We start from the raw sequence: 14,912 nt of genomic DNA, 5'->3' as shown, positions 1-14,912 counted from the left end.
TGAGGAGCGGCGAATTGCGCAAAGCGCTGTTGGGATTGGTTCTGGCGGCCTGCGCCTGGGTCGCGGCGCCGGCGTTCGCCGAGTCCGCCCTGCCCCCCGTCCACGAGGCCGACTTCACCCTGTGGAACTTTCACTACCATTCCGGCGAGGCCCTGCCGGTGCTCAAGCTGCACTATCGCACCCTGGGGACGCCGCGCCGGGACGCCAATGGGCGGATCGTCAACATGGTGATGATCCTGCACGGCACCGGCGGCGACGGGACCACCTTTCTGCGGCCCATCTTCGCCGGCGAATTGTTCGGGCCGGGCCAGCCGCTGGACGCCAGCCGCTATTTCATCGTGCTGCCCGACGCCATCGGCCATGGCGGCTCGTCCAAGCCCAGCAACGGCCTGCGCATGAAGTTTCCGCGCTACGACTATGCCGACATGGTCGAGGCCGACCATCGTCTGGCTACGGACGGTCTGGGCGCCGGCCGGATCCGACTGGTGCTGGGGACCTCGATGGGTTGCATGACGGCCTTCGCCTGGGGCGAGGCCTATCCGGACGATGCGGTTGCGCTGGCGCCCTTCGCCTGCCTGCCGACAGCCCTCGTCGGCCGCAACCGCCTGTGGCGGCGGATGCTGATCGAGGGGATCGAGGCGGACCCGGCCTGGAACGGCGGCGACTATGCGGCCGAGCCGCAGGCCGGCCTGCGCACGGCCTCGGACCTTTTGACCATCGCCGGCAGCGCGCCCCTGGTGATGCAGAAGGCCCTGCCGACGCCTGAGGCGGTGGACAAGAGCCTGGCCGACCGCACCGCCGCGGACCTGGCGCACCTGGACGCCAACGACCTGATCTACCAGGTCGACGCCTCGCGCGACTACGACCCCTCCAAGGGGCTTGAGAGCATCACCGCGCCGGTCCTGTGGATCAACTCCGCCGACGACTTCATCAACCCGCCCGAGCTCGGCATAGCCGAGGCCATGGCGCCCCGGCTGAAGCGCGGCCGCTTCATCCTCCTGCCGATCGGCGAAAACACCCACGGCCATGGCACCCACACCTGGGCCGTGGCCTGGAAGGATCAGCTGGCGAGGTTCCTGGCGGAGACGGAGGGGAAGTAAGCCCCCCTCCCCGCAAGGGGGAGGGGCTAGGCTGTCACCCCCACACGGCCGGCCGACGATCCTTCCACGGACATTCCTTCTCCAGCTGGGCGGCCAGGCGGAACAGGGTGGCTTCGTCGGCGTAGCGGGCGGTGAGCATCATGCCGATCGGCAGGCCGTCCTTGGACCAGGCCAGGGGCAGGGAGATGGACGGCTGGCCGGTGAAGTTGAACGGCGGGGTGAAGGGGAACACCTCGGCCTGGCGGCGGTTGACCTCGCGCGGCTCCAGCCCGACCGGGTCGATATGGCCGATCTTCGGCGGGGCGGTTCCCATCACCGGGGTCAGATAGACCTCGAAGGTCTCGAACAGGGCCAGGACGCCGCGGTTCAGCATCCGCAGCTGCTGCAGGCCCCACAGGGCCTCGGCGCCGGTGACCTTGCGCCCGCCCTTCAGCGAGGCCCAGGTCAGGGGCTCCAACTCATGCGGCTCCGGTTCGCGGCCGACCTCGTCGATCAGCCGCTGAATGCCGGCGGCGAAATTGGCGCCCGACAGCGGTGCGCGGGCTGCGTAGAGGGCGCGGTAGTCGACCCCCAGCCCCTGCGGGACCACCTCGTGGCCCAGGTCTTTCAGGAGGGCCGCCGTGGCCTCCAGCGCCGCCTGCACCTCGGGATCGATCGGCTTGCCCCGGGGCGTCTCCGACGACCAGGCGATCTTGAGCCGCCCCGGCGAGCGGCCGATCTCGTTCATGTAGAGGTCGGCCTTGGGCGGGGCGGGGTAGGGCGAGGCGGGCTCGGGAAGGCCGGTGTGGTCCAGCATGGCGGCGCTGTCGCGCACCGTGCGGCTGACGATGTGGTCGACCACCAGGCCCTGGGCGTAATCGAAGCCGTCCGGCAGGTTCGGATTGCGGTCGCGGGTGACTTTCAAGCCCACCAGGCCGCAGCAGGCGGCGGGGATGCGGATCGAGCCCAGGCCGTCGCTGGCGTGGGCCACCGGGACCATGCCTGCCGCCACCGCCGCGGCCGAGCCGCCCGACGAGCCGCCGGCGATGTGCTCCGGGTTCCACGGGTTGCGGCAGGGGCCGAGGAGCGCGGACTCGGTGGTGCCGGTGATGCCGTATTCCGGGGTGTTGGTCTTGCCCAGGAACACCAGGCCCGCCTGGCGATAGCGGCGGACCAGGCCGCTGTCTTCGTGGTCGACGATGTGGGCGGCGAACTTGCTGCCCGAGGTGCGCGGCCAGCCGGCGACGGTGACGCCCAGGTCCTTGATCAGGAACGGCACGCCCTTGAACGGGCCGTCGGGCAGGGCGCCGGCGGCGGCCTTGCGGGCGTCGTCATAGCCCTTGAACACCACCGCGTTCAGGGCCGGATTGTGCTGCTCGATGCGCTCGATCGCCGCCTCGGCCAGCTCGGCCGGCGTCACCTCGCCCTTGGCCACCAGATCGGCGAGCCCCAGGCCGTCGTGGTCCGCATAGGTGGGAAAGGTCATGCCGGGCTCCCTTATCGCTGTTCTCTTAGCGCCATTTGGCCCGGGGAAGCGCGCCGGTTCTAGTGGAAATCGCGCGAGCGGGGCAGGACGCGCACATTGCGCGGATGGCGGTGGCGCGTAGGCGGGGCCGGGCGGGCGCTCTCTGCGGCGGGTTCGAGGTCGCCGGTCTGCAACAGGCCAAGGTCGGCGGTCAGATCCTCGATGCTGTCGGCCACCAAGTGGATCACCTTGCCGTCGGAATCCTCGGCCCGCTGCAGGCGCCCGCGCACCAGGGCCAGGCGCGCGCCCATCACCACCGGGCGGTAGTGCTGGAACACCTTGGGCCAGACCACGACATTGGCCACGCCGGTCTCGTCCTCCATGGTCAGGAACACCACGCCCTTGGCCGAGCCGGGCTGCTGGCGCACCAGCACCACCCCGGCCACGGCGATCTTCCGGCCCTCGGGCAGGGTTTCGATGGCCTTGGCCGGGACGCAGCCGGCTGCGGTCAGGCGCGGGCGCAGGAAGCTGACCGGGTGCGCCTTCAGGGACAGGCGGATGGTCTCGTAGTCGTGCACCACCTCTTCCGACAGGGGCGCGAGCGGCAGGGCGGCGGGCGGCGGGCCGTCGGCCTCCTCGATGCCGGCGGCGACGAACAGCGGCGCCGGCGCGGCCCGGGGCAGGCCCCGCGCGGCCCACAGGCCCGGCCGGCGGCCGAGCTCCAGCGACGACAGCGCATCAGCCGCGGCCAGCATGTCCAGCGCCGCCGCCGGCAGGCCGGCCCGCCGGCGCAGGTCGTCCAGCGAGGCGAACGGCCCGCTCTCGGCCCGGGCCTTGGCGAGGGCGAGCGCCCAGTCCTCGCGGAAGCCGTCGATCTGGCGCAGGCCAAGGCGCAGGGGCAGGGCGGTCCCGACCCGCCGGCCCAGGGCGACCGGCGGCGGGGGAGCATCGTCGGCCGCCACGCGCGCCGGCGGGGCGAGCGCGGCGCCCTCCAGGGTGCTGTCCCAGCAGCTGGCGTTCACATCCGGGTGGCGGACCTCGACCCCATGCTGGCGGGCGTCGCGGATGATCTGGGCCGGGGCGTAGAAGCCCATGGGCTGGCTGTTCAGCAGGGCCGCGGCGAACACCTCGGGATAGAAGCGCTTCATCCACGAGGAGATGTAGACCAGCTGGGCGAAGGCGGCGGCGTGGCTCTCGGGAAAGCCGTATTCGCCGAAGCCCTTGATCTGGCTGAAGCAATTGACCGCGAACTCGGCCGGATAGCCGCGCGCGACCATGCGGCCGACCAGCTTCTCCTCGTATTCGTGGATGGTGCCCATGTGGCGGAAGGTGGCCATGGCGCGCCTCAGGCCATTGGCCTCGTCGCCGGTGAAGCGGGCCGCCTCCATGGCGATGCGCATGGCCTGTTCCTGGAACAGCGGCACGCCCAGGGTCTTGCCCAGCACGCGCCGCAGCTCGTCGGCGTCGCCGTGCTCGGGGGCGGGGCGGGGGAATTCGATCTCGAACGGCCGGCCCGCCGCCTCGGCCTCGCGCTTGGCCTGGCGCTGCTTCAGGTAGGGATGCACCATCTTGCCCTGGATCGGACCGGGGCGGACGATCGCCACCTCCACCACCAGGTCGTAGAATTCGCGCGGGCGCAGGCGCGGCAGCATGGCCATCTGCGCCCGGCTCTCCACCTGGAACACGCCGAGCGAGTCGCCCTCGCACAGCATGTCGTAGACCGCCGGGTCCTCCTGGGCGACCGAGACCAGGTCGCACCTCAGGCCATAGTGCTGCTCCAGCATGGCGAAGCCGCGGCGGATGGCGGTCAGCATGCCCAGCGCCAGCACGTCGACCTTCATGATCTTCAGTTCGTCGATGTCGTCCTTGTCCCACTCGATGAAGGTGCGGTCCTCCATGGCCGCATTGCCGATCGGCACGGTCTCGACCAGCGGCCCCTCGGTCAGGATGAAGCCGCCCACGTGCTGCGACAGGTGGCGGGGGAACTTGACCAGCTCGGCGGTCAGGGCCAGGGCCAGCTGCAGCCGCGCGTCCTGGCGCGTCAGGCCGGTCCCGTCCACGTGCTGGTCCTCGACCTGGGCGCCGTAGGAGCCCCAGACGGTATTGGCCAGGCGCGAGGTGACGTCCTCGGTCAGGCCCAGGGCCTTGCCCACGTCGCGTATCGCCGAGCGTGGGCGGTAGTGGATCACGGTGGCGCAGATCGCGGCGCGGTGGCGGCCATAGCGGTCGAAGACATACTGCATCACCTCCTCGCGCCGCTCGTGCTCGAAATCGACGTCGATATCGGGCGGCTCGCTGCGCTCCTCGGAGATGAAGCGCTCGAACAGCACGTCCATCTTGGTCGGGTCGACCGAGGTGATGCCTAAGCAGAAACAGACCACCGAATTGGCCGCCGAGCCGCGTCCCTGGCAGAGGATGTTGCGCGGCGGCCGGCGGGCCCAGTCGACGATGTCGTGCACGGTCAGGAAATAGGCGGCGTATCTGACCTTGGCGATGAGCCGCAGCTCCTTGTCGATGATCGCCTGGATCGCGGGCGGCACGCCGTTCGGGAAGCGGCGTTTGGCGCCTTCTCGCGTCAGGTCTTCCAGGTGCTGTTGCGGGGTCTTGCCCGGCGGGACCGGTTCGTGGGGATATTCATAGGACAGCTCGTCCAGGCTGAAGCGGCAGGCGTCCATGATTTTGGCCGTGCGGGCCAGGGCGTCCTCGTGGCCGCGGAACAGGCGGGCCATCTCGGCGGGCGGTTTCAGGTGGCGTTCGGCATGGGCCTGCAGGCGAAAGCCGGCCTGATCGATGGTGGTCTTTTCGCGGATGCAGGCCAAAACGTCCTGCAGCGGGCGCCGCTCGGGGTGGTGATAGAGGGCGGCGTTGGTCGCCACCATCGGCGTCCCGCAGCGCTCGGCGACCCCTGCCAGCTGCGCCAGCCGCGCGCGGTCGTCGCCGCGGTGCAGGGGGGCTGTGGCCAGGTACAGCACATCCGGCCAGGCCGCGCGCCAGGCGAGGAGCCGCGCTTCGAAGGCCGCGTCCGGCGACTGCGGCGCCCGCGCCAGGGCGATGAGGCCCTCGCCCAGGGCGGCGGCCTGTTCGAAGGTGAGGCGGCACTCGCCCTTGGGGATGCGGTCTTCATCGAGGGGGGGATCGGCGACATCCCCCTTCTCCCCTTGCGGGAGAAGGAGGGGCCCGTCGCGGAGCGATGGGAGGATGAGGGGGCGCGCCGGCCTTGCCGCCTGGCCGTCATCTGGCGCGAGTACGGTGTCGGTGACTTGATGGAGAGGTTTGCGCGACCCCTCATCCTCCCGCCCGCTTTGCGGTCGGGCCCCTCCTTCTCCCGCAAGGGGAGAAGGGTTTATCCCGCTCTTGCCGATCGACAGCAGGCGCGAGAGCCGGCCATAGGCGGCGCGGTCGCGGGGATAGACGATCAGTTCGGCGCCATCGAGGAAGGTCAGGCGGCAGCCGATCAGTATGCGGAAGCCTTCCCGCTTGGCCGCCTTGTGCGCCCGCACCACCCCGGCCAGGGTGTTGCGGTCGGCGATCCCCAGGGCGGCCAGGCCCAGCCGTTTCGCCTCGAACACCATCTCCCACGGGTGCGAGCCGCCTTCCAGGAAGCTGAAATTGGTCTGGGCGTCCAGCTCGGCGTAAGCGGTCATGGGAACACGCCCTGCAGCCACCAGGTCGGTGACGTGTCGGCGTCCTCGCGGCCGAACAGGCCCTCGCGGAACAGCCAGTAGCGGCGGCCGTCCTCGTCCTCGACCCGGTAATAGTCGCGGGTGCGGGCGGGCTTTTCCGGGGTCTGCCGCCACCATTCGGCGCCCAGGCGCTCGGGGCCCTGGGCCTTGACCACCCGGTGCGGGGCGCGGCGCCAGACGAAGCGGGCCGGGGCGCCGTCGGGGGCCTCGGCGATGGCCTGCACCGGCTCGGGCGGGTCGAACATCAGGGCCGGCCGCGGGCGCATCTCGGCCTCGCGTTCCGGCGGGGGCGGCGGCTCCAGGCCCGCGCGGCGCCAGGCTTCGCTGCGCTCGGGAAGCCAGCTTTCGCGCAAGCTCGGCCGGCGCACCGCTCCATCGCCTAGCCGCGCCTGCAGCCGGTCGAGCAGCCCGGCCAGGGCCTCGGCCTCAGCGCCGCCGGCGGCGTCCTCCATCTCGCCCTGGCGCTGTGTGATCGGTTCGGCCTGGTCGGCGCACAGCATCAGGGCGTCGACGCCGAAACCCAGGTCCAGCCGCTCCAGGCCCTTTTCTTTCAGGAGGCGGATCAGGTGGGCGGGCACCGCGACCGGGGCGCTGAGCCCGGCTTCGATCACCGTGGTCCGGCCGTCGACGCGAAAGCCGATCAGGCTCAGCCGCCGCGCGCCCAGTCCGGCCTGGTCCAGCTGGGCGGCCAGGGTCTCGGCCAAGGCCGGTAGCTGGAAGGCGACCCCGTCGGCGTCGATCAGCGGCTCGGCGAACACCTGCCAGGCGCGATAGAGCGGCGCCGGGCGCACGGGCGACAGGGGCTCGGCCAGGACGCCCAGGGCGCGGTCCAGCCGCTCGACCACGCGAAAGGCCGCCTCGCCGCGGAACCGCCGGGCCAGGCCCGCGCGCGGCAGGCCATAGAGGTCGCCGATCCGCTTCAGCCCGAAGCGGCGGAGCAGGTTCAGGGTCTCCGGCTCCAGCCGCAGCGCCTCGACCGGCAGGCCGGCCAGGGCCGCGCGGGTTTCGCCCGCCGGGGCGACGGTTTCGGGCTCGCGGCCATGGCGGGCCAGGGCCCAGGCGGCGGCGGGGGTGTCGGCCAGGGCCACGCGCGCCGGTATCCCCGCCCGGGCGAGGCGGGCGCGGATCTCCGACAGCAGCGCCGCCTCGCCGCCGAACAGGTGGTCGCCGCCGGTGGTGTCGATCAACAGGGCCTCGTCTCCCGGCGGGTCCGTCTGCACGGCGACCAGGGGCGAATAGCGCTCGGCCCACAGGGCCAGGCGCTTCAGGGCCGTCCGGTCGCGCTCGGGCGCCGCCGGCTCGCTGACCAGGTGCGGGACCATGGCGGCGGCGTCGGCATGGGCCTGGCCGGCGAACAACCCCGCCGCCCGCGCGGCCGGGTTCAGCGCCAGCAGCCGCAGGCCCTTGGCCCCGTGTTCGACCAGGGCGAAGGGACACCCTTCTCCCCCTGCGGGAGAAGGAGGGGCCCGCGGCGAAGCCGTGGGAGGATGAGGGGTCGCGCCGGCCTTGCCGGGTGAGGTTGTCGTTAAAGGATCGGATAGGTCCGCGCGACCCCTCATCCTCCCACTCGCTGCGCTCGCGGGCCCCTCCTTCCCCCGCAAGGGGGGAAGGGGTTTAGGCCGCCCGCTCTCCGGCGACGGCGACGACCCGGCCGGTTGCGCGCGTCGCCACACCGTGACCGGCCAGTCCGGCAACCAGACGCAGACCACCCGTTTCATCGCAAAGCTCCAGGTCCCAGGCCGCCGGCGGTCCGTCGCGGCGGCGCACCAGTTCGGCCCTCAGGCGCGCGGCGCCGGGGGCCAGGGGGTCGAACGCCGCCTCGCCCGAGGCCTGGGCCGCGATCCGCCAGCGCCGCCGCGCCGCGCTGAGGTCGTCGGCGCCCCCGGCCCTCAGGATCAGCCCCACCGCCGCCCCGGCCCGGGCGGCGAAGTCCAGCCGGCGGGTGGCGACAAAGCTGGGCGCGGCGACACAGCCCAGGGCCGCGGCCACGGCTCCGGATTTCAGGCATTCCTCCAGCGCCCACAGGGCCTCGGCCTCGCGCTCGGCGCGGATCCAGACCAGCCGGTCGGGGGCCACGCCCCAGGCGGCGAGCCCGCGCGCGAACGGCCGCCCGCGCTCGCGCAGCCACTCGCCCGTGGTGGCCAGCACCAGGGGCCGGCGGTCGGCCTTCAGCCCCGCCGCCAGCCGCGCCAGGCCAAAGCCCAGCGCCGTCGCCGCATCCGCCGGCCGCGCCGCGGCGACCTCTTCCAAAGGCTCGCAGGCCTCGGGATAGGGGGTGGCGGCGACGGGCAGGGGGCGGGGCAGGGGATCGACGGGCATGGGCGTTCTTTCAGGTTCTTACTTTGTTCCGGACCTGCCGCCGGAGTCAAGAACAAGTCCGGAACATGCGTGCAAACGCCGCGATGCATGGCATGGTCCCCGCCAAGGAGAACCCGATGACCCGCACCCTCGCCTTGGCCCTGGCCGCCGCCCTCGCCCTGCCCGGCGCCGTCCTGGCGCAAACCCTCACCGTCCAGGGCGCCGACGGCCACAGCGTCACGCTCACGGACGCCCAGCTGCGCGACCAGCATCGGGTCAGCGTCACCGTGCCCTGGGGCGAGCATCACACCTATGCCGGCGCGCCCCTCGGCGACCTTCTGGCCCTGGTCGGCGCCCCGTCCGACGCGCGCCTGCACGGCCCGGCCCTGGACCAGGTCGTGCTGGTCACCGGCTCGGACCATTTCATGGGCGTGCTGGCCATCGCCGAGACCTCCAAGGCCATGCGCGACGCCCCCGTGATCCTCGCCGACGAGGAGGACGGCAAGCCGCTCGACGCCAAGCAGGGGCCCTGGCGGCTGATCGTCGGCGGCGACCTCAAGCCCGCGCGCTCGGTGCGCATGGTCACGACCATCGAACTGCGGCCGGTGAAGTAGGGCGGGGGGTCAGACAGGCTCCCGCGGCCGGTCCTGCGGCGACTTGGGCGACCTTGCCCCCTCGCGCCAGTGATCCGGCGCCTGGAACACCAGGGTCACCGCCACCACCGCCACGATCAGGCCCAGGGCCACCACGCCCCCCGCCAGTCGGAAAAGCTCGCTGAAAGACGCCATGCTCTGGGGTCCCCTTGGGAATCGAGACAACCGCCGCCTGGCCCAAGGCCGGACGGACGCAAACACCCAGCGCCGATGGGGAAATGGCTGAGGGCGGGGATGGTTTCGTTAATTTTGGGGGAGTCTGAATCGGCGGGGGTGGGGAATTTCGCTGATGGCTCACAGCGGATTTCAATGACCTGAGTCCAACTGCGGTCGCTCGGGCGTCCCGTCACCGAGCGACCGTCAGCCTTGACTCCACCCCGCTTTTCATGTTCTTGTTTTGTTCATGATCGACCCACCCAAACACCCAGCCTCCGACCCCGCACGCGCCGCCCATCGCGCGCGGGTGGAGCGGCATATGGAGGCGTTGGCGGAGTTGACCGATCTGGGCATGGAGCTGGCGCGGGAGCTGGCGTGGCAGGGCATCGACGCGGCCAAGGCCGGTGAGGCCAAGGCGCTGGAGGCCGAGCGCAGCTTTTCGCGGCTGACGCGCTCGGTGCGGCTGACCATGGCGCTGGAGGCGCGGCTGAGCGAAAGCCTGCTGCCCAGGGCCGAGGCCGGCAAGGAGCGCGAAGACGGGTTCTGGATGCCCTATAGCGAGCTGAACGGCGCGGCCCAGCGGCTGAAGGAGAAGCTGGCCAAGTTCATCAAGAATGCCCCGGCGCCGGAGGATGGCGACGGCGAGGACGACGAAGAAATCGAGGGCGAGGCGGCGGTCGGCGCCGAGGCCCCGGGCGGCCGCGAGCGCGAGGCGCGCGAACGCCTGACCGAGACCGAGGTGGACGAAGAGGAATGGCCGGAGTGGCTGGTGTCCGGGGGGCGTGCGGCGGAGTTTGGGGATGGGGCAGGCCCCCTCCACCGCCCTGCGGGCGAGGCCGACGCAAGCGTCGGCCGTTCGGCGCGCCGATCGCCAAATCATTGGCGATCGGATGGCTCGCGCGAAGCGCGCGAGCCCGCTTCTCACCCCCCTCCCCCAACAGGGGAGGAATTGAGGCGTCGCGGCTCGGAGATCATTCCTCCCCCGGTGGGGGAGGGGGACCAGCCGAAGGCTGGTGGAGGGGGCTCGCCGCGGGCGTCGCCCTTCGAGCCCAAGCCCAAGGCCGGCGGACCCTGAGCCCAAGGCCGGCGTATTCAGGAAATGGTGCCCCAGGTCGGACTCGAACCAACACGTCTCTCGACAACAGATTTTGAGCGGTCCCAGATAGTATATCCCTTACGTATCCGGCGGCCGCCGAAATTACGATAAAGTCGAGATTTCTATAGATGTTTCTCGATTTCTCCACAAGATCGGGCCGCCGTCCATACGCCAGGGCTTGACTGCTGGGTGCGCCCATTTCGCACCTGGAATTCGGCCCCCTCGGAGGCCTGAATGCCGAAATTGAAACTCACCAAGACGGCCGTTGAGGGCGCGGTGCCCAAGGCCAATGACTACGACCTTAGGGACACGAGCGTCCCCGGTTTTCTGCTCAAAGTCACGCCTTCGGGCCGGAAAACCTTCATGCTGGCCTACACCGCCGCGAACGGACAGCGCCGCAAGCCCGCGATCGGACAGTTCGGGGAACTCACCGTCGAGCAAGCCAGGCGAATCGCCCAGGACTGGCTTGCGGAGGTGCGGCGGGGAAACGACCCCAGCGCCGAGCGGTCCGCCGCCCGCCGGGCTCCGATGATGCAGGAGCTCTGCCAACGGTTCATCGACGAGTACAGCATACCGCGCAACAAACCTTCCACGGTGCGGCAGAAGCGGGGCACGATCAGCGTTCACATTCTCCCGGCGCTCGGTCGGATCAAGGTGTCCGACGTCACGCGTGCCGATGTCAGCAGCCTCGTAGGGCGGCTGGCGGCGATCCCTTGCACGGCCAACCATGTGCTGTGTTGCCTGCGCAAGATGTTCAATATGGCAGAGGTCTGGGGCTATCGCCCCGATGGCTCCAATCCCTGCCGGCACATCCCGAAATATCCGCAACGGGGCAGCACGCGGCTGATCACCGATCCAGAAATGCGAAAGCTCTTCGCCTATCTTGATCGGGCCGACGCCGAGGGGCTGGAGCATCCCTTTCTCACGCTTGGCATCCGACTGCAGTTCGAGTTCGCCGCCCGGTATTCCGAAATCCTGGCCCTCGAATGGTCTTGGATCGACTTCGTGAAGCGCCGGGTTACCTGGCCCGATAGCAAGACGGGCTCGATTTCCAAGCCGCTCAGCACACACGCCGCGAACCTGCTCCGGAACGCCATCCGCATCGAAGGATCGCCCTACGTCGTTCCTTCGATCCTCAATCCCGAAAAGCCCATGCCGCCATTCACGTATGTCGGTGGCTGGAAACGCATTGTTCAACGCGCCAGCATCCCACACTGCGGCACCCATGCCGTCCGGCATCGCGCGGCGACCGACATCGCCAATTCCGGCGTTCCGCTGAAGGTCGGCATGGCGCTCACGGCGCACAAGACCGTCACGATGTTCATGCGCTACGTTCACATCGAGGACGAGCCGGTCCAGGAAGCTGCGGAGACCGTCGCGGCGCTCCGGCAGCAGATCCTCGGGCAACCGGCGACGACATCCGCCGCGCCTAAATCCGCTTTCGCCGGAAACACGCGGGCCGGAGCGGTGCCGGTCGACCGGAAGCCGCCTCCTTCAAAGCGGAAAACGAAGATCCGGACCACCAACCTCGGCGCTAATCAGGCTTATCGAGCAAGGGGCGGCCCCAATCGCGCCTCACCGCCCGGCGTCGCGAGCGTCGCCAAAGATCAGGAGGACAAGAGCAGTGGCTGACAACCGAAACGCCGAGGCGTCCTGGCCGCCGTTGGAAATCCTCAAGCGGGCTGTTCATGTCGATGATGTCGGCAAAATCCCTTTTGTCGATACCACAGCCGCCGCGCGTTACCTCGCCCTCAGCCCGCACAGCCTGGAATGCTATCGGTCGGTCGGAGGGGGACCCGCGTTCTACAAGTTCGGCAAACATGTTCGCTACGCGGTCAGCGATCTTGATGCTTGGATAGCCGACAAGCGACATATCACGACCCCACGCAGCGGCGCGCGCTTGTATTGATGTTTGGGCGAATCCACCTTTCGCCCCCTGCTAACGAAATTTCGCGCAGTCTTGCTGGTAGGGCGCTCCAGCCCGCGAAGGCAGGCTTGCATTTGCCGGAAAAGGCCATAAGTGAGTCTCGACTGTTCGCTAAATGTTCCTGTTCATAACCACCCGTTTAATCATTGCTTAGGGTTCAAATGCGAGGCACGGTCGACATCCTGCCGCGGAACGCCGCGGATTGCAGCGGGAGCGGGCGCTTGGGCAAGGACGGCAAGGACGCCGAGCGTGTAACCACCACGCTATCCCGCGACCAAAAACTCCAATTGGACCGCCTCGCCGAAAGGGAAGGTGTAAAGGTCGCTTGGCTCGTTCGCAGGGCGGTGGAGCGATTCCTGGATGAGGCAAACGGCGGGCCACAGCTGCCGTTCGAGTTCAAGAGTGGTCGCCATGCGCAGCGCTGAATTATTTGCGGGCTGCGGCGGACTTGCTCTTGGAATGTCGCGCGCCGGTTTCACCCATGCATTAATGGCCGAGTTCGATTTCGATGCGGTCGAGACAGCCAAGCACAACAAAGCGCGCGCCATCGAACACGTCGCTCACTGGCCCGTCGAGAAAACGGATGTGCGCGATATCAATTGGGAGCCCCTGCGGGGCCAGCTCGCCGTTGTGTCTGGTGGCCCGCCATGTCAGCCGTTCGGAATCGGCGGCAAGAAGCTGGGGCCGGACGATAGCCGCGACATGTGGCCCGAGGCGATTCGGGCGATCCGGGAGGCGGCGCCTGAGGGTTTTCTGTTCGAGAACGTGCGCAATATCGCAGGGCCCAAATTCCGAGGCTACCTCGAATGGGTCGTGCGTCACCTAGCGCGACCAAAGCTTGTTCGACGCGCGGGCGAGTCTCACGAAGAGCACCTAGCCCGGCTCAAGTCGATGCGCGGCGGCGAAGAATATCGTGTGTCTTGGCAGGTCGTGAACGCGGCCGATTACGGAGCGCCTCAGATCCGATTTCGCGTGCTAATCTTCGGCGTGCGGGACGGTTTGGATATCACGCCGCCGCTCATGCCTGCGACCCACTCGCACGATCGGCTGCTTTGGGATCAATTCGTCACCGGCGATTACTGGAAGCGACATGGTCTGAGAAACAAGCGGGAGCCCTTCAACAGCAAGGATGCTGCCCGCGTTCGGGAGCTGAAGTTACGCGGCGAGCCGCCGGCTGAGGCCCCCTGGGTTACCGTGCGCGATGCGATCCAGGGCTTAGGCGAGCCAAATGGTGTCCGGAACCACGTGTTTCAACCGGGCGCTCGCGTCTACCCTGGACACACCGGCAGCCCGCTCGACCGGCCAGCAAAAGCGTTGAAGGCCGGCGACCATGGGGTGCCAGGCGGCGAGAATATGATGGTTCGCGACGATGGTTCGGTGCGCTATTTCACCATCCGAGAAGCCGCCCGTCTGGTGGGACTCCCGGACGACTACTTGTTCCCGAGAAGCTGGTCGGAGAGTATGCGCCAGTTGGGGAACGCGGTTCCCGCGCAACTGGGGGAAGCCGCCGGGAAATGGCTGCGAGATTTGATTTTCTGAAATCGGTTGGCCGTCGCCGCCGTGGCGGCGCCGAGATTGCTTCCTGATGGCGGCCAAATCTCCTGACAAGCTCGCGTTGGCCGCGCTGGACACCGCTTTGAGCCAGGTGGTCGCAGCGGTGAAAGCCGATCCTTCGTCCGCTACAGTGCGTAGGGTGCGCGACGGTCTCACCAAGCATTTCGAGGCGGTCGAGAAAGCCCGTAGCGAGGCGGACCCCGTCAGTACGCCGCTGACCAGCTTTGACCCTTCGGATCCGAAGACAGTTGGCCGTATGGTGTCGCTGGCGCTATTGGCTCAACCCATGGTGCCGCTCGCTGCTGTGAAGCCCGCCTACGGGTCTGGCGTCTACGCTATCTACTATACGGGGGATCATCCGCTTTATGAGCGGATATCCGGGACCGAAACGCCAATCTACGTAGGCAAGGCCGATCCCAGCAACGGCGACGCGAGCACCGCCCGCGAGCAAGGCCCCCGCCTGACAGCCCGGTTGATCGAACATGCTGGCACAATCGCGACGGCGGAAAAGTACGCGATCGAGCACACCCTTCCGCCAGGCTTGAGCGCCCTCCGCCTGGCAGATTTCAGGTGCCGTCGGCTGGTTTGCGCCACCAACGCGCAGCTTGTGGCCGAGCGCCACTTGATCCGGATGTTTTGGCCGGTCTGGAATTCCGACACCAAGGCGTGCTGGGGGATGAGCAAGCATGGCGACGCGGCGAGCACACGGCGCAATAAGCGATCGCCGTGGGACGTGGTGCATCCCGGCCGAATATGGGCTCTCGACGAGCAGTTGGAAAACAACGCTACGGCCGACGAAGTCGCGGCGCGCATCAACGCGATCCTGGATGAATATCCGCCGCGCACCGATCACGCGGCGTTGCTTGAGGAGATGCTGGTCGCGTTTCGACAGGACGCTGGCGGTGATTCGGATCTAGCCGAAGCGTCGCCGCTGCGAGATGTGCCTGGGCCGACCGAGGACGAGGCGGGTGGCCCGAACGACGACTAAGGACGTCGACCCG

Annotated in this window: 13 protein-coding genes; 8 read left to right on the top strand and 5 right to left on the bottom strand. The window is 69.0% G+C overall.

Going from position 1 to position 14,912, the window contains the following annotated elements:
- The first annotated feature begins 14 nt into the window (after positions 1-14).
- Positions 15-1,100 (top strand): alpha/beta fold hydrolase, encoded by a 1,086-nt coding sequence (locus KCG34_RS13245; protein WP_249138019.1) that lies wholly within the window; start codon positions 15-17, stop codon positions 1,098-1,100.
- 34 nt (positions 1,101-1,134) lie between these two features.
- On the opposite strand, the gene KCG34_RS13240 is transcribed toward KCG34_RS13245, so the two are convergent.
- The 4 genes from KCG34_RS13240 to KCG34_RS13225 are packed head-to-tail and all read right to left on the bottom strand — an operon-like array spanning position 1,135 to position 8,546.
- On the bottom strand, positions 1,135-2,565 hold the full coding sequence (locus KCG34_RS13240) for an amidase (protein ID WP_211936121.1): 1,431 nt from the start codon (positions 2,563-2,565) through the stop codon (positions 1,135-1,137).
- 59 nt (positions 2,566-2,624) lie between these two features.
- The gene (locus KCG34_RS13235; protein WP_249138018.1) at positions 2,625-6,188 is read right to left on the bottom strand and encodes an error-prone DNA polymerase; all 3,564 of its coding nucleotides are present in this window, start codon (positions 6,186-6,188) and stop codon (positions 2,625-2,627) included.
- A complete protein-coding gene (locus KCG34_RS13230; protein WP_211936120.1) occupies positions 6,185-7,786 on the bottom strand; it encodes a DUF6504 family protein in 1,602 nt (533 codons plus the stop codon). The genes KCG34_RS13235 and KCG34_RS13230 overlap by 4 nt, the downstream gene beginning before the upstream one ends.
- A 55-nt stretch (positions 7,787-7,841) precedes the next feature.
- Complete coding sequence (locus KCG34_RS13225) at positions 7,842-8,546, bottom strand: ImuA family protein (RefSeq protein WP_211936119.1); 705 nt, start codon at positions 8,544-8,546, stop codon at positions 7,842-7,844.
- Positions 8,547-8,662: 116 nt separating this feature from the next.
- Between KCG34_RS13225 and KCG34_RS13220 the strand changes: the two genes are divergently transcribed.
- On the top strand, positions 8,663-9,139 hold the full coding sequence (locus tag KCG34_RS13220) for a molybdopterin-dependent oxidoreductase (protein WP_211936118.1): 477 nt from the start codon (positions 8,663-8,665) through the stop codon (positions 9,137-9,139).
- 9 nt (positions 9,140-9,148) lie between these two features.
- Here KCG34_RS13220 and KCG34_RS13215 read toward each other — a convergent pair whose 3' ends face one another.
- Positions 9,149-9,313 carry a hypothetical protein gene (locus KCG34_RS13215; RefSeq protein ID WP_211936117.1) on the bottom strand — a complete coding sequence of 55 codons (165 nt, stop codon included), beginning with the start codon at positions 9,311-9,313 and terminating at the stop codon, positions 9,149-9,151.
- A gap of 340 nt (positions 9,314-9,653) precedes the next feature.
- Here KCG34_RS13215 and KCG34_RS13210 point away from each other — a divergent pair, with 340 nt between their 5' ends.
- The 6 genes from KCG34_RS13210 to KCG34_RS13185 all read left to right on the top strand — a co-directional run bounded on the left by KCG34_RS13210 (position 9,654) and on the right by KCG34_RS13185 (position 14,899).
- Positions 9,654-10,409: a hypothetical protein gene (locus KCG34_RS13210; protein ID WP_211936116.1), complete on the top strand. Its 756-nt coding sequence runs from the start codon at positions 9,654-9,656 to the stop codon at positions 10,407-10,409.
- A gap of 255 nt (positions 10,410-10,664) precedes the next feature.
- The gene (locus KCG34_RS13205) at positions 10,665-12,062 is read left to right on the top strand and encodes a tyrosine-type recombinase/integrase (protein ID WP_211936115.1); all 1,398 of its coding nucleotides are present in this window, start codon (positions 10,665-10,667) and stop codon (positions 12,060-12,062) included.
- Positions 12,055-12,339 carry a helix-turn-helix domain-containing protein gene (locus tag KCG34_RS25900; RefSeq protein WP_211936114.1) on the top strand — a complete coding sequence of 95 codons (285 nt, stop codon included), beginning with the start codon at positions 12,055-12,057 and terminating at the stop codon, positions 12,337-12,339. The genes KCG34_RS13205 and KCG34_RS25900 overlap by 8 nt, the downstream gene beginning before the upstream one ends.
- Positions 12,340-12,578: 239 nt before the next feature.
- Positions 12,579-12,782, top strand: coding sequence for a ribbon-helix-helix domain-containing protein (locus tag KCG34_RS13195; RefSeq protein WP_211936113.1), 204 nt, complete (start codon positions 12,579-12,581; stop codon positions 12,780-12,782).
- Positions 12,769-13,896 (top strand): DNA cytosine methyltransferase, encoded by a 1,128-nt coding sequence (locus KCG34_RS13190; RefSeq protein WP_211936112.1) that lies wholly within the window; start codon positions 12,769-12,771, stop codon positions 13,894-13,896. Before KCG34_RS13195 ends, KCG34_RS13190 begins: the two co-directional genes overlap by 14 nt.
- A gap of 46 nt (positions 13,897-13,942) precedes the next feature.
- On the top strand, positions 13,943-14,899 hold the full coding sequence (locus KCG34_RS13185) for an Eco29kI family restriction endonuclease (protein WP_211936111.1): 957 nt from the start codon (positions 13,943-13,945) through the stop codon (positions 14,897-14,899).
- Positions 14,900-14,912 lie beyond the last annotated feature (13 nt).

Origin of the sequence: Phenylobacterium montanum (assembly GCF_018135625.1) — a bacterium.
GTDB lineage: Bacteria > Pseudomonadota > Alphaproteobacteria > Caulobacterales > Caulobacteraceae > Poindextera > Poindextera montana.
This window is presented reverse-complemented; position numbering and strand designations above follow the sequence as displayed.

Coding starts and splice junctions, on each gene's coding strand:
- KCG34_RS13240 (WP_211936121.1), bottom strand. CDS start 2,565: ATGACCTTTCCCACCTATGCGGACCACGACGGCCTGGGGCTCGCCGAT.
- KCG34_RS13235 (WP_249138018.1), bottom strand. CDS start 6,188: ATGACCGCTTACGCCGAGCTGGACGCCCAGACCAATTTCAGCTTCCTG.
- KCG34_RS13230 (WP_211936120.1), bottom strand. CDS start 7,786: ATGAGGGGTCGCGCGGACCTATCCGATCCTTTAACGACAACCTCACCC.
- KCG34_RS13225 (WP_211936119.1), bottom strand. CDS start 8,546: ATGCCCGTCGATCCCCTGCCCCGCCCCCTGCCCGTCGCCGCCACCCCC.
- KCG34_RS13220 (WP_211936118.1), top strand. CDS start 8,663: ATGACCCGCACCCTCGCCTTGGCCCTGGCCGCCGCCCTCGCCCTGCCC.
- KCG34_RS13215 (WP_211936117.1), bottom strand. CDS start 9,313: ATGGCGTCTTTCAGCGAGCTTTTCCGACTGGCGGGGGGCGTGGTGGCC.
- KCG34_RS13210 (WP_211936116.1), top strand. CDS start 9,654: ATGGAGGCGTTGGCGGAGTTGACCGATCTGGGCATGGAGCTGGCGCGG.
- KCG34_RS13205 (WP_211936115.1), top strand. CDS start 10,665: ATGCCGAAATTGAAACTCACCAAGACGGCCGTTGAGGGCGCGGTGCCC.
- KCG34_RS13190 (WP_211936112.1), top strand. CDS start 12,769: ATGCGCAGCGCTGAATTATTTGCGGGCTGCGGCGGACTTGCTCTTGGA.
- KCG34_RS13185 (WP_211936111.1), top strand. CDS start 13,943: ATGGCGGCCAAATCTCCTGACAAGCTCGCGTTGGCCGCGCTGGACACC.